This is a genomic window from Anaerovorax odorimutans DSM 5092 (assembly GCF_000426305.1).
Classification (GTDB): Bacteria; Bacillota; Clostridia; order Peptostreptococcales; family Anaerovoracaceae; genus Anaerovorax; species Anaerovorax odorimutans.
On record NZ_AUFC01000001.1, the window covers coordinates 215,512 to 234,590 of the forward strand.

26 protein-coding genes are annotated in these 19,079 nt (G+C 29.6%); 24 read left to right on the forward strand and 2 right to left on the reverse strand.

The features are described 5' to 3' along the window. Positions 1-16 precede the first annotated feature (16 nt). From K292_RS15490 to K292_RS0101095, 6 genes are read left to right on the forward strand one after another with little or no spacing between them, the layout of a single operon-like run. Positions 17-520, forward strand: a complete 504-nt coding sequence (locus K292_RS15490) for a cell division protein SepF (protein WP_051280105.1) — start codon at positions 17-19, stop codon at positions 518-520. Positions 521-537: 17 nt separating this feature from the next. Then, positions 538-828: a YggT family protein gene (locus K292_RS0101075; RefSeq protein WP_027398280.1), complete on the forward strand. Its 291-nt coding sequence runs from the start codon at positions 538-540 to the stop codon at positions 826-828. Positions 829-847: 19 nt separating this feature from the next. Next, a complete protein-coding gene (locus tag K292_RS15495; RefSeq protein ID WP_051280107.1) occupies positions 848-1,435 on the forward strand; it encodes a DivIVA domain-containing protein in 588 nt (195 codons plus the stop codon). Next, positions 1,425-1,934, forward strand: a complete 510-nt coding sequence (lspA, locus tag K292_RS0101085) for a signal peptidase II (protein WP_207637149.1) — start codon at positions 1,425-1,427, stop codon at positions 1,932-1,934. Before K292_RS15495 ends, lspA begins: the two co-directional genes overlap by 11 nt. A gap of 34 nt (positions 1,935-1,968) precedes the next feature. After that, on the forward strand, positions 1,969-2,850 hold the full coding sequence (locus K292_RS0101090; protein ID WP_156900435.1) for an RluA family pseudouridine synthase: 882 nt from the start codon (positions 1,969-1,971) through the stop codon (positions 2,848-2,850). Positions 2,851-2,865: 15 nt separating this feature from the next. Continuing rightward, positions 2,866-3,477 (forward strand): flavin reductase family protein, encoded by a 612-nt coding sequence (locus K292_RS0101095; RefSeq protein WP_027398283.1) that lies wholly within the window; start codon positions 2,866-2,868, stop codon positions 3,475-3,477. A gap of 110 nt (positions 3,478-3,587) precedes the next feature. Here K292_RS0101095 and K292_RS18430 read toward each other — a convergent pair whose 3' ends face one another. Next, positions 3,588-3,749 carry a hypothetical protein gene (locus K292_RS18430; protein WP_156900436.1) on the reverse strand — a complete coding sequence of 54 codons (162 nt, stop codon included), beginning with the start codon at positions 3,747-3,749 and terminating at the stop codon, positions 3,588-3,590. A gap of 211 nt (positions 3,750-3,960) precedes the next feature. Here K292_RS18430 and K292_RS0101100 point away from each other — a divergent pair, with 211 nt between their 5' ends. Next, positions 3,961-4,803, forward strand: a complete 843-nt coding sequence (locus tag K292_RS0101100; RefSeq protein ID WP_027398284.1) for an alpha/beta fold hydrolase — start codon at positions 3,961-3,963, stop codon at positions 4,801-4,803. A gap of 49 nt (positions 4,804-4,852) precedes the next feature. Here the strand turns inward: K292_RS0101100 and K292_RS0101105 are convergent, their stop codons facing one another. Next, complete coding sequence (locus K292_RS0101105; protein ID WP_027398285.1) at positions 4,853-6,577, reverse strand: Rqc2 family fibronectin-binding protein; 1,725 nt, start codon at positions 6,575-6,577, stop codon at positions 4,853-4,855. Between the two features lie 111 nt (positions 6,578-6,688). Here K292_RS0101105 and K292_RS0101110 point away from each other — a divergent pair, with 111 nt between their 5' ends. From K292_RS0101110 to K292_RS0101190, 17 genes are all read left to right on the forward strand, one after another. Next, positions 6,689-7,573, forward strand: a complete 885-nt coding sequence (locus K292_RS0101110; RefSeq protein ID WP_027398286.1) for a YicC/YloC family endoribonuclease — start codon at positions 6,689-6,691, stop codon at positions 7,571-7,573. Positions 7,574-7,650: 77 nt separating this feature from the next. Continuing rightward, entirely contained in the window at positions 7,651-8,259 is a 609-nt protein-coding gene (gene gmk, locus K292_RS0101115) for a guanylate kinase (RefSeq protein ID WP_037372172.1), read from the forward strand. Beyond that, entirely contained in the window at positions 8,260-8,454 is a 195-nt protein-coding gene (gene rpoZ / locus K292_RS0101120; RefSeq protein ID WP_027398288.1) for a DNA-directed RNA polymerase subunit omega, read from the forward strand. It begins immediately after the preceding gene. 256 nt (positions 8,455-8,710) lie between these two features. Continuing rightward, positions 8,711-9,574, forward strand: a complete 864-nt coding sequence (locus tag K292_RS15500; RefSeq protein WP_051280109.1) for an amino acid ABC transporter substrate-binding protein — start codon at positions 8,711-8,713, stop codon at positions 9,572-9,574. 98 nt (positions 9,575-9,672) lie between these two features. Then, positions 9,673-10,317 carry an amino acid ABC transporter permease gene (locus K292_RS0101130; protein ID WP_027398289.1) on the forward strand — a complete coding sequence of 215 codons (645 nt, stop codon included), beginning with the start codon at positions 9,673-9,675 and terminating at the stop codon, positions 10,315-10,317. A 19-nt stretch (positions 10,318-10,336) separates the two neighbouring features. Continuing rightward, positions 10,337-11,089 carry an amino acid ABC transporter ATP-binding protein gene (locus tag K292_RS0101135; protein WP_027398290.1) on the forward strand — a complete coding sequence of 251 codons (753 nt, stop codon included), beginning with the start codon at positions 10,337-10,339 and terminating at the stop codon, positions 11,087-11,089. An 8-nt stretch (positions 11,090-11,097) separates the two neighbouring features. Next, positions 11,098-11,802: a tRNA threonylcarbamoyladenosine dehydratase gene (locus K292_RS0101140; protein ID WP_051280111.1), complete on the forward strand. Its 705-nt coding sequence runs from the start codon at positions 11,098-11,100 to the stop codon at positions 11,800-11,802. 195 nt (positions 11,803-11,997) lie between these two features. Continuing rightward, entirely contained in the window at positions 11,998-12,336 is a 339-nt protein-coding gene (locus tag K292_RS15505; RefSeq protein WP_027398292.1) for a LytR/AlgR family response regulator transcription factor, read from the forward strand. 177 nt (positions 12,337-12,513) lie between these two features. Next, positions 12,514-13,263: a 30S ribosomal protein S2 gene (gene rpsB / locus K292_RS0101150; RefSeq protein WP_027398293.1), complete on the forward strand. Its 750-nt coding sequence runs from the start codon at positions 12,514-12,516 to the stop codon at positions 13,261-13,263. Positions 13,264-13,281: 18 nt separating this feature from the next. After that, positions 13,282-14,196 (forward strand): translation elongation factor Ts, encoded by a 915-nt coding sequence (gene tsf / locus K292_RS0101155; protein ID WP_027398294.1) that lies wholly within the window; start codon positions 13,282-13,284, stop codon positions 14,194-14,196. Positions 14,197-14,330: 134 nt separating this feature from the next. Further along, a complete protein-coding gene (pyrH, locus tag K292_RS0101160; RefSeq protein WP_027398295.1) occupies positions 14,331-15,035 on the forward strand; it encodes a UMP kinase in 705 nt (234 codons plus the stop codon). A 16-nt stretch (positions 15,036-15,051) separates the two neighbouring features. Continuing rightward, entirely contained in the window at positions 15,052-15,609 is a 558-nt protein-coding gene (gene frr, locus K292_RS0101165) for a ribosome recycling factor (protein ID WP_027398296.1), read from the forward strand. Positions 15,610-15,613: 4 nt separating this feature from the next. Next, positions 15,614-15,805: a PASTA domain-containing protein gene (locus K292_RS0101170; RefSeq protein ID WP_027398297.1), complete on the forward strand. Its 192-nt coding sequence runs from the start codon at positions 15,614-15,616 to the stop codon at positions 15,803-15,805. After that, positions 15,802-16,512, forward strand: a complete 711-nt coding sequence (locus K292_RS0101175; RefSeq protein ID WP_037372109.1) for an isoprenyl transferase — start codon at positions 15,802-15,804, stop codon at positions 16,510-16,512. Before K292_RS0101170 ends, K292_RS0101175 begins: the two co-directional genes overlap by 4 nt. 2 nt (positions 16,513-16,514) lie before the next feature. Continuing rightward, positions 16,515-17,306 carry a phosphatidate cytidylyltransferase gene (locus tag K292_RS0101180; RefSeq protein WP_027398299.1) on the forward strand — a complete coding sequence of 264 codons (792 nt, stop codon included), beginning with the start codon at positions 16,515-16,517 and terminating at the stop codon, positions 17,304-17,306. A gap of 79 nt (positions 17,307-17,385) precedes the next feature. Further along, entirely contained in the window at positions 17,386-17,754 is a 369-nt protein-coding gene (locus K292_RS0101185) for an ACT domain-containing protein (protein ID WP_027398300.1), read from the forward strand. A gap of 161 nt (positions 17,755-17,915) precedes the next feature. Next, complete coding sequence (locus tag K292_RS0101190; RefSeq protein ID WP_027398301.1) at positions 17,916-19,052, forward strand: 1-deoxy-D-xylulose-5-phosphate reductoisomerase; 1,137 nt, start codon at positions 17,916-17,918, stop codon at positions 19,050-19,052. Positions 19,053-19,079: the final 27 nt, after the last annotated feature.

Here is a 19,079-nt window from a genome sequence, read left to right on the forward strand (position 1 = left end):
ACTACGGAGGTTAGAAATGGGAGACGGTTTATTTTCTAAATTAAAAGTTTTAATTGGCATTGAAGAGATAGAAGAAGATGATGATGAGGTAGAGGAGCCAGCTAGAACAACACCGTCAATTGAGCGGAAAGCTGTAGAAACAAGAAATTCTTACGCACACTCAAGAGCCGAATTAAAAGATATTAATGAAAAGGATAACAGGGTAATTGCAATGCAAAATAGAATTACAAGTCAGTTTAAGATGGTTGTTATAGAACCAAAGACCTTTGATGAATGTCCTAAATTAGTAGACAATTTAAAAAGTAAAAAACCAGTTATTATTAACTTGGAAAAAGTAGAATCTGATCTTGCTAGAAAGATCTTTGATTTTTTAAGCGGTGCTACATATGCATTAAACGGGAATGTACAAAAGGTTGCTAACAATATTTTTGTATTTGCTCCTGAAAATGTTGATGTTGCTGCTAGTGTAGACCACAAAAGTATTGATTTTAAAGCGGAATCAAAGAATCCGTGGAGATAAGTTTGGAGGAAAGATTTGTGCAAATATTAATTTATGCTATAAACAAATTTGCTGGAGTATTGACTACTTTACTAATAATAAGAGCAATTTTGAGCTGGTTTGTAAATCCATATCAAACTAATGTAAATAGTTCTCTATACAAGTTTAATATGGTTATTATACAAATAACTGAGCCTATTGTTGCGCCATTTAGAAGAATTCTTAGCAGATATAATACAGGTATGTTTGATTTTTCTATTATCTTTGCTTTTTTTGCAATTAATATTATAGCTAAGCTTATTGTAAAGTTATTAATATTTGCCATATAAGTTAGGAAGGTAATAGATTATGATTACTCCTTTAGATATACAAAATAAAAAATTTTCAAAGAACATAAGAGGCTATAAAGAAGAAGAAGTAGATGCTTTTCTTGATCTTATAACAACTGACCTGGAAAGAATTATAGAAGAAAATAGTAAGCACAAAGAAGCAATAAACGTTTTAAAAAAAGAAGTTGAGAAGTATAAAGGTTCAGAAGGTGCTGTTTTAGAAACTTTAGAGGCTGCAAAGTCTTTAATGGGTGATATTTCAGCAAGTGCAGAAAAAAGAGCTCAAATTCTTTTGAAAAATGCGGAACTAGATGCTGAGTTGATTCAAAGAGAAGCTAAAGAATCAGTAGAAAGGTTAAATGAAGAAGCAATTGCTATGAAAAACAGGCTTAGTGTATTTAAAACAAGATATAAAAGTTTATTAGAAACAGAACTTGAAAAGTTTGATATACTAAGTGAAGAAATTTTTGTAGAAAATGATTTTGAAGATTTGAAGGGATTTACAGAGGTTAAACCTAATGCTGATGAAATAAGAATACCCTCTGAATTAAATGTGGAGAGTAGTAAAAAAACTATAACTAATCTTAGAATGGGAGATGGAGCTTAATGTTCCTATATTATCTATGTATTTTATAATTATTGCATTTATAGTAATACTTGATCAGTTATCAAAATATTTGATTCAAGTTAATATGGAAATTAAAGAATCTATACCTGTATTAGGAGATTTATTTCACATAACATATATCCATAATCATGGAGCAGCTTTCAGCATGTTTCAGAATCAAACGGAATTTTTAATAGGTTTCCCTTTGATAGTAACAATTATAGTTTTAATTGCCATGATTAAAATCAGAAAAACTTCTCATTGGACTTTACTACTTAGTATGGCATTAATTGCAGGAGGAGGGATAGGTAATTTAATTGATCGAATTGCCTATGGATTTGTAGTAGATTTTTTTGATTTCAGAATATGGCCTATATTTAATATTGCAGATATATCAGTTTGTTTTGGCTGTATTCTATTAGTCATATATATGTTAATAATAGAGCCTAAATTAGCTAAAATAAAATTACTGAATAAGGAATGTAACCATGGTGATTGAAAATAATATTAGTACATTTAAAATAGGAGAAGAAATGAAAGGGACCAGATTAGATATGGTCCTTTCTTTAACATTTGAAAATTTTTCAAGAAACAGTCTTCAAAAACTAATTGAAAATGGTAATGTATCTATTAATAATCTAATATGCAAAACAAAAAAATATAAGGTAAAAAGTGATGATGAAATTACTGTTGTAATACCTGAACCAGAAGAATTAAATATAATAGCTGAAGATATACCTATTAATATAGTATATGAGGATGAAGATATTTTAGTTGTAAATAAAGAAAAGGGTATGGTTGTTCATCCGGCAGTTGGAAATTATACAGGAACTCTAGTAAATGCTATTATGTTTCATTGTAAGAACCTTTCTTCCATCAATGGTACTATTAGACCTGGGATTGTACATAGAATAGATAAAGATACAAGTGGGCTTTTGATGGTTGCTAAAAATGATATGGCACATAAATCCCTTGCAGAGCAGCTTGCCCAACATTCAATTACAAGAGCTTATCATGCTATCGTATATAACAACTTTAACAATGATGAGGGTACTATTAATGAACCAATAGGAAGAGATCCTAAAAATAGATTAAAGCAGGCTGTTACCAGTTTTAATTCAAAAGAAGCTATAACACACTATAAAGTTTTGGAAAGATTCGGAAATTTTACTTATATTGAAGCAAGACTTGAAACAGGCAGAACTCATCAAATAAGAGTACACATGGCATATATTAATCATCCATTATTAGGAGATAAAGTTTATGGTCCAAAAAAAACTGTATTTGGAGCGGAAAGTCAAATGCTTCATGCAAAATTACTTGGGTTTAAACATCCGAGAACTGGTGAATATATGGAATGGAGCAGTGATTTACCAGATGATTTTAAAAGAATACTGAACATATTAAGAAAATAGGGAGAGTTTAAGATTATGAGTAAAGTTACATTTAAGCCAGGGACTATGTTGAATCCGGTACCTGTAGTAATGGTTTCCTGTGGAAACAGCGAAAAACAAAATATTATAACTATTGCATGGACAGGAATCATCAATTCAGATCCGCCTATGACTTATGTATCAATAAGAAAATCAAGATATTCTCATGAAATAATTTCTGAAAGTAAAGAATTTGTAATTAACTTAGTATCTAAAAACTTAGCTTTTCAAACAGATTACTGCGGTGTAAAATCAGGTAAGGATATAGATAAATTTAAAGAACAAAAGCTCACACCTATAATGGGAAATAATGTTAAGTGTCCTATGATAAAAGAATCACCTGTAAATATTGAATGTAAAGTAAAAGATATTATTGAATATCCCTCACATGATATGTTTGTAGCCGAGATTACAGCAGTTCATGCTGATGAAAGCTTGATTGATGAAAACGGAAAATTACAGTTGGAAAAAGCAAACCTTATTGCTTATAGTCATGGAGAATATTTTGAATTAAAAAATAATCCTATAGGTAAATTTGGCTACTCAGTAATGAAGCCTAAAACTAAAAAACGTATAGCTAAAGAAAAACGTTTGGAAAGAAAAAAATAAAATTATTTTATAAAAACCCGTAAATGCGAAGCATAACGGGTTTTCACTTAATACAGCTAAAACTTTATCGTATTCTTGTTGATCGGAGAAAAAGGGGATTTTCTTTAGAATTAACGATTAATTAATGTTTTAATATAGTATAAGCAATCTTTACATATGAAATGATCTTTAAATGGAATGTTCGCATCTAATGATCCACATATTGCACAAGATAATCCTATTGTTTTACGAAATTCATTATTATTATTTTCATTTTCTTTAGTGTTTAACATTTTTTACCTACTTTCTTCTTTTTAAAGAAAGAACTAATTAATTTTAGATTGCTATAAAATATAATTTGGACAGCTGCATTAAGTTAAGCCTATTGTAAACATTAGATTTACATTTTTCAACATAAAATTTAACAAATGTAAGAAAAAGTGTATAAAATGTAATATTATATATAATTTACAAATATTTATATATTATAAGGGAGATCTAAAAATGTATGAAGAATTTACTTTAAAAGGTAAAAATATTACACTCTTTGGATATAATTGGCAAGCTGTTAAAACTCAATATGTTGTTGTGTTAGTTCATGGTATAGGTGAATATGCAAAAAGATATGAAAGGGTAGCGGGATATTTTAATAAAGAAAATATCTCTATGGTGGCTATAGATCTGAGAGGACATGGCTGTTCATTAGGAAAAAGAGGCCATACTGCACCAAGGAAAGCGGTTCTAGAAGACATTGATATGTTAATTAAACATGCAGAAAAAATATATCCTAATCGTCCTATAATTCTATATGGGCATAGTATGGGGGGGAATATCGTATTGGATTATAAAAAAAGAGGGGATTTAGATTATAAAGTGTCAGGATATATAGTTACATCACCATGGATTATTTTAGAGAGAAATATACCTAAATATCTATATTTAATTGTAAAAGTATTAGCAAAAATAAAACCGGATTTTCAATTAGATTCTAATATTAAATCGGAGATATTAGGAAATTCAGAAATTATTTCAAAACATAAATACAGCAGATTAGGACATGGAAAAATTACGGCGGCTACTGCATTAGATGGTTATGAAATCGGCAAGTCTTTGATTAATGAAAGCTCAAATAAATTTGGAATAAGAAATAAGCCTCTTTTATTAATGCATGGAACAGATGATATGATTTGCAAAATAGAAGGAAGTAGGGAAATTACAAATTTGGAGTCAGATTTATGTGTTTACAAGGAATGGGAAAACTTTTTTCATGAACTTCATAATGGCAATGAGAGTGATGACGGAGAAGGTGTAATTTATACAATGATAGAATGGATAAAGAACATTTAAGTGCTTTATAAAATAATTTTCAGCTAAGTAAAGCTATATTAATATAGCTTTACTTAGCATCTTTTGGGTTTACATAAATCGTCTTATTGTTAGTGAAAATTACCATACCTGGTTTTGCTCCAGAAGGTTTTTTTACATATTTTACTTTTGTATAATCTACAGGTACGTTTTCAGAATTTCGTCCTTTGCTGTGATAAGCAGCTAAAGATGCAGCTTCTAAAATTGAATTATCCGAAATACTTTTTCCTTCTGTAAATAAAATGACATGAGATCCCGGAATATCTTTTGTATGGAACCAAATATCCTTACGATCTGCAGTTTTAAAAGTAAGTATATCATTTTCTTTATTATTTCTGCCTACTAAAATTTTAAATCCGTCTTTTGTCATATATGAATAGGGTAAAGATTTTGATTTAGCCGGTTTATAATTATTTTTTCTCTTACGTAAGTAACCACCTTCAATCAGCTCTTGCCTTACTTCTTCAATTTCTTCTATGGTATTTGCATTTTCTAAAAAACAAACAATTGAATCTAAATAAGAGATATCTTTATTTGTTTCATTTAATTGTATATTCTTTTCGGTAATTGCTGTTTTAGCTTTGTTATATTTTTTATAATAGTTTTGTGCATTTTGAGAAGGAGATAAGCGAGTATTCAAATTAATTTTTACATTAGTATTGTCATAGTAATTAAAAACAGTAATGCTGTCAATGCTGTCTTTTATTAAATGGAGATTTGCAGTAAGTAATTCTCCGTAAAGTTTATATATCTGAGATTCTTCTGCTTTAAGTAAATCTTCAGAAAGCCTTTGCTTTTTTAAATAAAGTTTATTTAAACTAGCGGTAACTGTACGATGTAAATCTGAAGATTTTTGTTTTATCCGATTAGAAGAATTTTTATTTAAATAGTAATAAGAAATTGCTTCACTAATATCCGTAAATGTTAATTCTTTATAAAGTTCTGCCATCGAGCTTAAATTAAAAATATGAAAATCTTTAGGTATATTATTTTCATCTATATATACTTTAGGATTCAAATTTCCCGATCTTATTTTTTGAACCATGTTGTAAATAGTATTATAGACTTCTGATAGAGGTGGATCTTTATCAAGTTGGGATGAATTTAATTTTGCCTGATTTACAATTTCTTCGGCTATTATAGGACTTATTCCCTGTATACTATTTAATAGACATCTTGAGAGATCGTAAGATGTTTTGCTTATCAGATTATTAAGTTGGTTTTCGGTTAATTTATAGTAAGATATTTTATTTTGGCTTGGAGGATAAAGATATTGCTGACCGGGAAGTAATTGCCTGTAACGATTTACATCAATTGAAATACGCTTAATGCTATCAATTATTTTATTTGATGCAGCGTCAATAACGACAATATTGCTGTGTTTACCCATGATCTCCATTATCAATTTTTTATTTACAGAAAATCCAAGTTCATTTATTGTATCTATTGATATTTCAATAATTCTTTCGGAGTCTTTTTGAATTATTTCATTTATATGTCCACCTTGTAAATGTTTTCTTAAAAGCATACAAAAACCCATTGGGTTTTGAGGGTTAGAATCTTTTTCTGTAATAAGATGTATCCTTGCATGACTACTGTTTGCAGACATGTAAAGTTTATAATTTTCTTTGCCAGAATGAATATATATTATAATTTCATCAGCTTCAGGCTGATATATTTTTTCTATTTTCCCACCTTTAAGCTTAGTATTTAATTGCCGAGCAACAGCTCCAGTAACCATACCGTCAAAACTCATTTTTGCTCTCCTTTGTATTTATTTATATTAAATTTTCTTACGCAAGTGTTTTATTTGTAGTATAATAACCATATTATCATAAAATACAGATAATAGTAAGGAGAACTTTATATGATAAAAAGTATGACAGGTTTTGGAAGAAGCGAATATAATGATGAAAAAAGGAACATAATTGTAGAGATTAAATCGGTAAACCATAGATATAGCGATATAAATATAAAAATGCCAAGAAGATATTCTTTTGCTGAAGATAGATTAAAAAATATAGTCAAAAATGTAGCAAGAAGAGGTAAAATTGATGTTTCAATTATAGTAGAGAATATAACAGAAGATGATACAAATATTAAATTAAATACGATGATTGCAAGACAATATTATGATAACTTAAAAGAACTGAAAAGTAGTTTTGACGTAAGCGGTGATATTTCTTTATCATTTCTAGCATCTCTTCCTGATGTTATGAAGTCAATTCCTGATGTGGAAGATGAAGAGGCTATTTATAAAAGCCTATCGGTTCCGGTGGAGGCTGCTGTAAGAAAATTAAATGAAATGAGAGTAGTTGAAGGTAATAAATTATCAGAAGATATAATAAAAAGAGGAGAATTGATAAGAAATTTAGTTAAAAATATTGAAGAGAGATCTCCTGTTGTTACAATAGCGTATACAGAAAAGCTTCGAGAAAGGATAAAAGAACTTATAGGAAATAATGTTATTATACCTGAAGATCGTATCTTAGTTGAAGCAGCTATTTTTGCTGATAAGTGCAGTATAACAGAAGAGTTGGTAAGATTAGACAGTCATATTATTCAATTAAACAATATTATTAAAAACAGTAATCAGCCGGATGGTAAAAAGTTAGACTTTTTAGTACAGGAAATGAATCGGGAAGCAAACACGATAGGGTCTAAAGCCAATGATATTGAAATTACAAATAAGGTTTTAGATATTAAAAGTGAAATAGAAAAAATCAGAGAACAAGTACAAAATATAGAATAAAATTTGTTGTAATTATGTATAATTTATTGTATCCTATATATTTACAAGAAGAAATTGTGTAAATGAAAGGAAGTACCATGAGAAAAGGCCAATTATTTGTTGTTTCAGGACCATCAGGAGCAGGAAAAGGTTCTATTTGCAAAAGATTAGTTGAGAAGATTAATATAGACCTATCCATATCAATGACGACTAGGAATCCGAGACCTGGTGATGAACACGGAAAAACATATTACTTTGTTACAGAGGAAGAATTTCTAAAGGTAAAAGAAGATGATGGATTTTTAGAGTGTGCCGAAGTTTATGGGAATTATTATGGAACTCCTAAGGAGCTTGTTTTAAAAAGTTTAAATGAAGGTAAAGATATAATATTAGAAATTGATATTCAAGGAGCTTTAAAAATTAGGAAATCCTATCCAAAAGGAATTTTTATTTTTATTTTACCTCCTTCTATGGCAGAATTGCGAAAGAGAATTACCGGAAGAGGTTCTGAATCGGAAGATGTAATTAATATGAGACTTGGCGAAACTTTAAAAGAGATATCTTATATAGATAAATACAATTATTGTGTAATTAATGGAGAACTTGAAGAAGCGGTAAATCGTGTACATGCTATAATTGTGGCAGAACACTCGAGAGTTTCAGAGGATATATATGAATTAATCGAAAAGTATAAGGAGGAGATATAAATGTTATATCCATCAATTAATTTAATTAAAGAAAAAGCTGACAGTAGATATACCTTGGTTGTATTAGCTGCTAAAAGGGCAAGAGATCTTATTGAGGGAAAGCCTAAGTTGACAGAAGTGGATATTGAAAAGCCTGTATCAATTGCGGCCAATGAGATAGCAGAAGATTTAATTACTTATAGAAGACAAGATTAATTGTAAATAAAAAAGTCCGTTAAACGGGCTTTTTTATTTACAAGGGAATATTTATTTTAAAATAGAATTAAAGAAAATACATTAATAATTATCAGAATTCTTAAACTGCCAAAATACGCAGCTTGATTAATAGAAATCTTTATTTTGTTTTTTTGATGCTATTAAATAAAATAATTTTATTTTATTAATTTACAATTTTAATACATTAAAGTATAATGATTTAGTAATTGTAGTAATAAAAGGAGGAAACATAAAAATGTTTAAAAAAATTAGTTTATTGTTAGTATTAGTACTTATTTTAAGTATCTTTGCAGCTGGATGCGGAAACGATAATGACGTAAAGTCTGAAGATAACAATGATGCAGCAAAAGATACATCACTTACAGATATTCAGGATAAAGGTACTTTAGTTGTTGGCTGTGATACGGAATTCCCTCCAATGGGCTTTATTGGTGATGACGGTGAGCTTACTGGATTCGATCTTGAGCTTGCAGCATTAGTTGCAGAAAAATTAGGAGTTAAATCAGAACCAAAAGCAATTAACTGGGATACTAAAGAGATAGAATTAAACAATGGAAATATTGATGTTATTTGGAATGGATATACTATTAAAAAAGACAGAAATGAAAAAGTTGAATATACAAAGCCATACTTAAATAATCAGCAAGTATTAGTCGTAGCAGCAGATTCTCCATATGAAAAGAAGTCTGATTTAGAAGGAAAAACCGTAGGGGCGCAAGTAAAAAGTGCAGGTCTTGATGCACTTAAGGCTGATGACTTAGCTTCTACTTTAAAAGCTATTCCTGAATATGAAGCTTATACGTATGCTTTGATGGATCTTGAAACAAGCAGATTAGATGCTCTTGCTGTTGATAAAATTTTAATTCGATATGCAATGCAGCAAAATCCTGGTAAATATAAAGTACTTGACGAAGGCCTTTGTAATGAATATTATGGTATAGGATGTGCTAAAGGTGCAGTTGCATTAAGGGAAGCAATTGATAAAGCATTAGATGAATTACAAGAAGATGGAAGCATTGACAAACTATCAAAAAAATGGTTTGGTGAGAATCTTGTAGTTAGAGATGTAGAAAAACTTACAGATGCTGATTTTGAATAATTTTAATTAGCGTACTCTTTAATAAAATAAAAGGACAAGGCTTCTGCTATGCAGAGGTTTTGTTCTGTTTATAAGGAGAGTGGAAAGGATAGATTATTTTGAACGAACAGTTTTCATTTATGGTAGCATTTATTTTACAAGGTCTGGGATTAACACTTAAGGTATATGCAGTAACTATTATCTTCTCTATTCCATTAGGTATAATTTGTGCTATAGGTAAAGTTTCAAAATTTAAGCCTTTGGTATGGTTATTAGATATTTATACTTGGGTTTTCAGAGGTACACCTTTGTTACTTCAATTGATATTTGCTTATTTTGGGCTTCCTCTTTTAGGTATTGAATTTTCCCAGGAAAATGCAGCTTATATAACTTTTATCTTAAATTATGGTGCTTACTTTACAGAGATTTTCCGTGCCGGAATTGAGTCTATTGATAAAGGACAGTATGAAGCAGCTAAAGTTTTAGGTATGAGTTATGGACAAACTATGAGACGTATTATTATTCCGCAGGCATTGAAGGTAGTTATTCCTCCAACCGGCAATGAAGCAGTTACTTTAATAAAGGATACAGCACTTTGTTCTGCTATTGCATTAAGTGAATTATTGAAAAATTCTAAGGATATGGTTTCTAAATTTGCCTCAATTGATGGATTTGTAATAGCTGCTATTATATACTTAATATTAACATTTGTTATTATTCAAATATTTAAATTAATTGAAAAACGTTTCCGTTATTATAGTTAGGAGGTAAGGTATGAGCCAAATAATAAGAGTAGAAAATTTACATAAAAATTTTAAAAATCTACATGTTTTAAAAGGAATCAATCTTACTATAAATAAAGGTGAAATTGTCAGTATAATCGGTCCTTCAGGATCCGGGAAAAGTACGCTTCTTAGATGTTTAAACCATTTAGAAGAAGCTAATAATGGTAGCATAGAAATTGAAGGTAAATATATTGCTAAAGCAGATGAAAACGGAAAAACTAAATATAAAAATAGTAATGAAGTATTGAAAATATGCAGAAATTTAGGAATGGTATTTCAAAATTTTAATCTTTTCCCACATAAATCAGTTATTGAAAATTTAATAGAAGCTCCTATGATTGTAAATAAAAAATCCAAGAGAGAATCTGTAAAAATTGCTGAAGAACTTTTAAAAAAAGTTGGGCTTTCCGATAAAAAAGATGCTTATCCTAATCAACTTTCAGGAGGCCAGAAACAAAGGGTAGCTATTGCAAGAGCTCTTGCAATGGAGCCTGAAGTAATGCTATTTGATGAACCAACGTCAGCATTAGATCCAGAATTGATAGGTGAAGTTTTACAAGTAATTAAGAAGTTAGCGCAAGAGAAAATGACTATGGTTATTGTAACACATGAAATGAACTTCGCTAAAGAAATCTCAGATAGAGTGATTTTTATGGATGATGGACAAATTATTGTTGATGGTACACCGGAAGATATTTTTATAAATCCTAAACATCCGAGAATACAGACATTTTTAAACAAAGTATTATAGGAGAAAAAATGCAAACTATTTTTAACAGAACATGTATGCTTATTGGAACTGAAAAAATGAAAGAAATCAATAATCAAAAGATTATTATTTTTGGCATTGGAGGGGTTGGAGGATATGTTGTTGAATCTTTAGTTCGTGCAGGAATAGAAAAAATTGCCATTGTTGATTATGACGTTGTAGATATAACAAATATTAACCGTCAAATAATTGCCCTACATAGTACGGTAAACAGATTAAAAACAGAGGTTATGGCAGACAGAATAAAGGACATTAATCCAGATGCTGAAATTAAAATTTTTGATTATAAGCTTGGTGAAGAGAATATTGATTTATTTAATCTTGAAAAGTATGATTATATAGTAGATGCAATTGATGATGTGAAAGCTAAACTTTTATTAATAAAAAGAGCTAAAGAATTAAATGTTCCTATTATTTCGTCTATGGGGACCGGTAATAAATTAGATCCTTCGAAATTTAAAATTGCAGATATCAGTAAAACTCATACTTGTCCTTTAGCCAGAGTGATCCGAAGGGAATTAGCAAAAAATAATATAAAAAAATTAAAAGTATTGTTTTCTTCAGAGCAACCGTATAAAGTAGAATCTTTTGACACATATAATAAAGTACCTTCAAGTATATCTTTTGTTCCTGCGTCGGCAGGACTGTTAATTGCTTCCGAAGTTTTTCTAGACTTACTGTTAAAAAATAAATAAAATTTAAATATAAATTAAAAGCATAAAAAGTTTTTTTTATGTTTTTTTTGTTTTTTTGAAACTATTTACTGATTTTATGTTTCTTATAATAAGTAGGGTATATTCTATAATTATAAATTTAAAGTAAAAAAGTAAAGTTTTTAGATATCTAAAAATGAATGTTTTTGTTCGATTGTATCTAAGGAGGAATAAAGCATGAATTTTAATGAAGTCTATATTATAGTAAAAACAAAGAAACAAATATCAAAAGTATTAATTAAAGATATTCTTTATATTGAAAAAGATCTAAGACTAACAGTTATTCATACTACAGATAAAGTGTATTCTTTTTATGGTAGAATGGAGGATATATATAAAGGTTTAGGAAATGAATTTTATAAATGCCATAGCAGGTGTATCTTAAATTTGAATAGAGTAACTAGTATGGAGGATGGAATTTTTTATTTAGATGGGGGTAAAACCCTTAGAATTGGACAAAATTATTATCAATATACAAAGAAAATATATGAAAAATTTTTAAAAAGCAGATTATAAAAAACTTGCTATTTGATGGTTAATATTGTATAATATTTGAGTGTTTATGTCAAAATGGCAATAAACTTAAATTTATATTAAAATCTACACATCTAGTTACTTAGAAGTTGGTGCCTGAGAAGGTTGGGTTCTAGGGATAAGCTATGATGGAGGAAGAAAACCAGGAGGGAAAAATTTATGGCAGTTATTTCAATGAAACAGTTACTTGAAGCAGGTGTACATTTTGGACATCAAACAAGAAGATGGAATCCTAAGATGGCTCCATATATCTTTACAGAAAGAAATGGTATTTATATTATAGACTTACAAAAAACTGTAAAGAAAATTGATGATGCTTACACTTTTATGAAAGAAGTAGGAAGTACAGGTAAGCCTATTCTTTTTGTAGGAACAAAAAAACAAGCTCAAGCTGCTATTGCTGATGAAGCACGTAGATGCGGAATGTATTTTGTAAATGAAAGATGGCTTGGCGGAATGCTTACAAATTACAAGACAATTTCAGGAAGAATTAAAAGACTTAATGAAATTAAGGCTATGGAGACAGATGGTACATTTGATGCACTTACAAAGAAAGAAGTAATTAAGTTAAGACTTGAATTAGAAAAATTAGAAAAATTCTTGGGTGGTATAAAAGATATGAAGGGAATGCCTGCGGCATTATTCGTAGTTGATCCTAAGAAAGAAAAAATTGCGATTAAAGAAGCTAGAATATTAGGAATTCCAATTATTGGAATTGTAGATACAAATTGTGATCCGGACGATGTCGACTATATAATTCCGGCTAATGATGATGCAATTAGAGCTGTAAAATTAATTGCTTCAAAAATGGCAGATGCAATTATTGAAGCAAATCAAGGTGAAAGCTTTGATGAAGGAACAGAGACAGCGGCTGCAGAAGAAACAGAGGAAGAAGCTGCTGAAGCATAGTAGAAAGGAGAAAAAAAGATGGATGTAACCGCATCAATGGTAAAAGAACTGCGTGAAAGAACCGGCGCAGGAATGATGGATTGTAAAAAAGTCCTTGTTGAAACAAGCGGAGATATGGACAAGGCAATAGAACTTTTAAGAGAAAAGGGACTTGCTAAAGCTGCAAAAAAAGCAGGAAGAGTTGCTTCTCAAGGTCTTGTTAAACTTGCATTTTCAGAAGATGGAAAAAATGCTGCAGCAATTGAAGTTAATTCAGAAACAGATTTTGTTGCGAAAAATGAAGAATTTGTAGATTTTGTTACTACATTATCTGAATTGGCTTTAGATACCAATGAATCAGAAATAGAGAAATTTATGAACATAGATTTCAAAGGCGAAGGTACAGTAACAGAAGTATTAAATAATAAAATAGCTAAAATTGGTGAAAATCTTAACGTAAGAAGATTTGCTAAATGCCAGGAGCCTGGAGTTGTTTACGTTGGATATACTCATGGTAACGGGAAAATAGGAGTTATCATCGGTCTTGAAACAACTGCTGATGCAAAAGAAGTAAATAATGTGGGAAAGGATGTGGCAATGCAAGTTGCTTCTATGAATCCTAAATTTATTAATGAATCAGAAATTGACCCTGAATATTTAGAAAATGAAAAGAAGATTTTAGTTCAACAGGCTTTGAACGAGGGTAAACCGGCAAATATTGTTGAGAAAATGGTTGTTGGAAGACTTAAAAAAGAATTAAAAGAGACTTGTTTAGTTGAACAAAAATTTGTAAAAGATAATGATTTATCAGTTGAGCAGTATGTTAATAATATAGCTAAGGAAATAGGAAAACCTATTAAAATTGTTTCTATGGTTAGATATGAAGTAGGCGAAGGAATTGAAAAGGAAGAAGAAAATTTTGCTGAAGAAGTTGCAAAACAGATGAATAACTAATAGAAATATGATATAATAAAAGGACACTATAATTATAGTGTCCTTTTATTGAGTGTTTAACTTTTAATTATGTTTTAAAAGATTTTAAGCATAGTAGATTTAATTATATAATAGTTAATAAAAGGAGGAATAGGATGGAGCCTAAATATAAGAGAGTTATTTTAAAAATTAGCGGAGAAGCATTAGCTGGTGAAAATAAATTTGGATTAAATGAGGAAATGCTTAGCCAAGTGGCAAAACAAATAAAAGATATAATAAACTTGAATGTTCAAGTAGCTGTAGTAGTTGGAGGCGGAAACTTTTGGCGAGGCAGAACTAGTAAAAGTATGGATAGAGCTACGGCAGATTACATGGGAATGCTTGCTACTGTTATTAATTCTCTTGCCCTTCAGGATGCATTTGAAGCAATAGGTATTCCTACAAGGGTACAAACAGCTATAGAAATGAAAGAAGTTGCGGAACCTTATATAAGAAGACGTGCTATGGGCCATCTTTCAAGGAATGAAGTTGTTATATTTGCAGCAGGAACGGGTAATCCGTTTTTTTCCACAGATACTACAGCGGCTCTCAGAGCCGCGGAAATAGAGGCAGATATTATTTTACTTGCTAAAAAAGTTGATGCAGTATATTCTGATGATCCGGAAAAAAATAAAGATGCATTCAAATATGATGAATTAACGCATAAGGAAGTTTTGGAAAAAGGGCTAGGAGTTATGGATTCTACTGCTGCATCATTATGCATGGATAATAATATTCCAATTCATGTATTTGGAATTGCAGAACCTGGGAATGTTATTAAAGCCATTTACGGCGAAAAAATAGGAACAATTATTAAGTAGTTGCGGAGGAGTTATTATGAGTATTGATGTACAACAAGTTCTTGATGAAAAAATGAAAAAGAGTTTATCTATTTTGAAAGAAGAATTAAATACTATTAGAGCGGGAAAAGCAAATCCAGCATTATTAGATAAGGTTTTAGTAGATTATTACGGAAGTCCGACTCCACTAAAGAATCTTGCTAATATATCTGTACCAGATCCAAGAACACTTCTTATTTCACCATTTGATCCAAAATCAATTTCCGATGTGGAGAAAGCAATTAATGTCGCAAATGTTGGAATAAATCCTTCTAATGATGGAAAAGTAATAAGATTGGTTATTCCTGCGTTAACAGAAGAAAGAAGAAAAGAACTTTGTAAATCTATTAAAAAATATGGAGAAGATGCAAAGGTTGCTATTAGAAATGAAAGAAGAAATACTAATGACGAGTTGAAAAAACAAGAAAAATCAGGAGATCTCACTGAAGATGATCTAAAGAAAGAACTAGATGATGTTCAGAAAAAGGCAGATAAGTGTATAAAAGATATTGATAGCATCGTATCTAATAAAGAAAAAGAAATTATGGAGGTTTAATCCATTGAAAGACATTTCTGATATTTTAGGCATGGAATTAGATGATGCAAAGACCCTTCTGGAAACGGAAGGGTTAGTTTATAGTATAATAGAGACAAAATCTACAAAACCTACAAATGAAAAAGGTATTTTTCGTGTTATTAAAGTAAGTATAATAGAGAATTATGAAATTAAAGTAGTGGTATGTAAAATATGATTGATAAAAATAGAATCCCCAAACATATTGCCATTGTCATGGATGGTAATGGCAGATGGGCAGAAAAGAAAAAGCTTCCAAGAATAGCAGGACATAATGCGGGTATGTTAGCTATGAAAGAAATTGTAAAAAAGTGTTCTATGTTAGATATAGAGAATCTTACTGTATATGCTTTTTCAACAGAAAATTGGAAACGTTCAGTTGAAGAAGTTGGAGGTATATTTAAATTATTGGTAATTTATATCGAAAAAGAATTAAAAGAACTTCATGAAAATAATGTAAAAGTCAAAGTTTTAGGAGATTATAAAAAACTTCCCAAAGAAGCTATTGCAAGTATAGAAAAAACTTTGGAGATTACAAAAGATAATACAGGTCTTTGTTTTAATATAGCTTTAAATTATGGCAGCAGAGCAGAGATTCTGCGTGCTTTTAAATTAATATCTAAAGAACTGTCAGATGGGAAACTTAATATCGAAAATATAACAGAAGATACTATTTCCAATAACCTTTATACAAAAGATATTCCTGATCCTGACTTATTTATAAGAACAAGCGGTGAAAAAAGATTAAGTAATTATTTACTTTGGCAAAGCGCATATAGTGAACTTGTTTTTTCAGATGTATTATGGCCAGAATTTACACCTGAAGAACTTGAAAAAGCAATTATGGAGTTTCAAAATAGGAAAAGACGTTTTGGAGGAAGATAAAAATGAAAACAAGAGTTTTATCTGGATTAATAATGCTGCCTCTTTTAGCAGTTGTTTACTTTGGAGGCAGAGTTCTTTTAATAGCTTGCTTTATCATAGGTCTTATGGGAATAAGGGAATTTTTTAAAGCTTTTGAAAGTATAAATGTAAAACCCTCATACTGGGTTTCAAATATTAGTATTTTAATGTTATATGCAATTAATTTATTTATTCCAAATAATTATCAAATATACATGTTTTGGTTTTTTGCAGTAGTAGTAATGTCATTACTTTATTTATTTAAGATTGAAAAGAGAGAATTAATAGATACTTTAGTTACTATTACAGGAGTATTTTATGTAATATTCTTTTCTTTTCATGTTACGTTAGTAGAACAAATACCAGAATATGGAATTCTTGTGTGGCTTGTTTTCTTAACAGCTTTTGGTACGGATATTATGGCATATTTTACAGGATTTTTACTAGGGAAGCATAAATTATGCCCTAAAATAAGTCCTAAAAAAACTATAGAAGGCTCTGTGGGAGGAATAATAGGAAGTCTAGTTTTATGCGGATTATTCGGACATTTTTTTATTCCTGAATTATTTTTACATTGTATGATTATTGGAGCATTAGGAGGAATTATCTCACAATTTGGAGACTTAACAGCATCGATTTTTAAACGTAAAATAGGAATTAAAGATTATGGAAATTTAATTCCGGGTCATGGTGGGATTTTAGATAGATTTGATAGTGTACTTTTTACAGCACCTTTAATTTACTACTATGTTATGTTAATAATTCCTATGATTTAAACAGCTTGCTGCAAGGCGTGATTAAAATGATGAAGAAATATGCAGATATTTTATAAAAGGAAATATATAAGGGGGATATATGGATTTAAAGATAATTGAAAGTAATTTCACTATATGTAAAGTAAATAATATTAAAGATATAAATTTTGATGATGAATTCGTTTTTATTGGTAAAACAGATGAGGAATTTTCTTTAGTTTGCAATGCAAAATATGTTCCTCAAAATACTATTTCAAGAGAAGATGGATGGAAAGGGTTTAGAATTCAAGGAGAATTGGATTTCTCTTTAATTGGTATTTTATCTAAAATTTCTGATATATTGGCTGAGCATAAAATTGGTATTTTTGTAGTTTCTACTTTTAATACTGATTATATTCTTGTTAAAGAAGAAAATTTAGATAAAGCAGTAAATATATTAGAAAAAAGAGGTTATTGTTTTATAAATTAAAATAAGTATAATGTGGCTAGTTTGATTTATCTATTAAACTAGCTATTATTATGGTATAATCAATTTATTATAGTATTAATTAAAATTAAAATGCCATGCAATACTATGTATAAGCCTTGTATGACATTTATTTTAAGTAATTTAGGAGATTTACATAAAAAATGAAAAAGATTGCCATACTCGGATCTACAGGATCAATCGGGAAACAAAGTTTGAATGTAATAGAAAATAATCCCGACAAATTTAAAGTTAATGTGCTTTCCTGCAGAAACAGTATAGAACTATTATCAAAACAAATTGAAAAATTTAATCCTGAATATGCTGTTGTTGAAGATGAGCAGGATGCAATAAATTTAAGTAAAAAATATTCAAAAACTGAGTTCCTATATGGAATGGAAGGATTAATCAGTGCAGCTTCTAAGACAGACTGTGATATTGTATTGAATTCACTTATGGGTATGAGAGGATTAGAACCTACATATCATGCTATTAAAGCAGGAAAAGATATTGCTCTGGCAAATAAAGAAACTTTGGTAGCCGGGGGAGAGATTATAATGGATGCTGCAAAAGAAATGGGCATAAAAATTCTTCCTGTAGACAGTGAACATAGTGCTATTTTTCAATCTCTACAAGGAAATAAAGGTAAAGAGATAAATAAAATTTTACTTACTGCTTCAGGTGGACCATTTCGTGGATTTAACCTTAAACAACTTGAAAATGTTACCTTGGAACAAGCCTTAAAGCATCCTAATTGGTCTATGGGTAATAAAATTACAATTGATTCTGCCAGTATGATGAATAAAGGATTGGAAGTAATTGAAGCGAAATGGCTCTTTGATGTACCTGGAGAAAAAATACAAGTTGTAATTCATCCGCAAAGTATTATTCATTCTATGATAGAGTATGCAGATCATTCAATTATTGCTCAACTTGGGGTTCCTGATATGAGGATTCCAATTAGCTATGCTCTTTCATATCCTAATAGGATAAAAAATGCTTTCGAATCAGTAGATTTTTTCCAAATTAAAACATTGACTTTTGAAAAACCTGATTTAAAAACATTTAAATGCTTATCCTTTGCATATGAAGCTTTAAAGCTTGGAGGGAGTTATCCTGTAGTTTTAAATGCTGCAAACGAAATTTTGGTTCAGCAATTTTTAAAAAAAAGGATTAACTTTATAGATATTCAGAATACTATAGATAGAGTATTGCAAGATCACAATCCAACATATAATTTGGATCTGTGTAAAATTTTAGATATTGATAAAAAAATAAGAGAATCTTTAAAAAATAATTAATTATGCAGAAATGGGGGTAGTAAAAAA

Coding starts and splice junctions, on each gene's coding strand:
- K292_RS15490 (WP_051280105.1), top strand. CDS start 17: ATGGGAGACGGTTTATTTTCTAAATTAAAAGTTTTAATTGGCATTGAA.
- K292_RS0101180 (WP_027398299.1), top strand. CDS start 16,515: ATGAAAACAAGAGTTTTATCTGGATTAATAATGCTGCCTCTTTTAGCA.
- rpsB (WP_027398293.1), top strand. CDS start 12,514: ATGGCAGTTATTTCAATGAAACAGTTACTTGAAGCAGGTGTACATTTT.
- K292_RS0101190 (WP_027398301.1), top strand. CDS start 17,916: ATGAAAAAGATTGCCATACTCGGATCTACAGGATCAATCGGGAAACAA.
- K292_RS0101095 (WP_027398283.1), top strand. CDS start 2,866: ATGAGTAAAGTTACATTTAAGCCAGGGACTATGTTGAATCCGGTACCT.
- lspA (WP_207637149.1), top strand. CDS start 1,425: ATGGAGCTTAATGTTCCTATATTATCTATGTATTTTATAATTATTGCA.
- K292_RS0101090 (WP_156900435.1), top strand. CDS start 1,969: ATGAAAGGGACCAGATTAGATATGGTCCTTTCTTTAACATTTGAAAAT.
- K292_RS0101105 (WP_027398285.1), bottom strand. CDS start 6,577: ATGAGTTTTGACGGTATGGTTACTGGAGCTGTTGCTCGGCAATTAAAT.
- frr (WP_027398296.1), top strand. CDS start 15,052: ATGAGTATTGATGTACAACAAGTTCTTGATGAAAAAATGAAAAAGAGT.
- K292_RS15505 (WP_027398292.1), top strand. CDS start 11,998: ATGAATTTTAATGAAGTCTATATTATAGTAAAAACAAAGAAACAAATA.
- pyrH (WP_027398295.1), top strand. CDS start 14,331: ATGGAGCCTAAATATAAGAGAGTTATTTTAAAAATTAGCGGAGAAGCA.
- K292_RS0101110 (WP_027398286.1), top strand. CDS start 6,689: ATGATAAAAAGTATGACAGGTTTTGGAAGAAGCGAATATAATGATGAA.
- K292_RS18430 (WP_156900436.1), bottom strand. CDS start 3,749: ATGTTAAACACTAAAGAAAATGAAAATAATAATAATGAATTTCGTAAA.
- gmk (WP_037372172.1), top strand. CDS start 7,651: ATGAGAAAAGGCCAATTATTTGTTGTTTCAGGACCATCAGGAGCAGGA.
- tsf (WP_027398294.1), top strand. CDS start 13,282: ATGGATGTAACCGCATCAATGGTAAAAGAACTGCGTGAAAGAACCGGC.
- K292_RS15500 (WP_051280109.1), top strand. CDS start 8,711: ATGTTTAAAAAAATTAGTTTATTGTTAGTATTAGTACTTATTTTAAGT.
- K292_RS15495 (WP_051280107.1), top strand. CDS start 848: ATGATTACTCCTTTAGATATACAAAATAAAAAATTTTCAAAGAACATA.
- K292_RS0101100 (WP_027398284.1), top strand. CDS start 3,961: ATGTATGAAGAATTTACTTTAAAAGGTAAAAATATTACACTCTTTGGA.
- K292_RS0101140 (WP_051280111.1), top strand. CDS start 11,098: ATGCAAACTATTTTTAACAGAACATGTATGCTTATTGGAACTGAAAAA.
- K292_RS0101175 (WP_037372109.1), top strand. CDS start 15,802: ATGATTGATAAAAATAGAATCCCCAAACATATTGCCATTGTCATGGAT.
- rpoZ (WP_027398288.1), top strand. CDS start 8,260: ATGTTATATCCATCAATTAATTTAATTAAAGAAAAAGCTGACAGTAGA.
- K292_RS0101185 (WP_027398300.1), top strand. CDS start 17,386: ATGGATTTAAAGATAATTGAAAGTAATTTCACTATATGTAAAGTAAAT.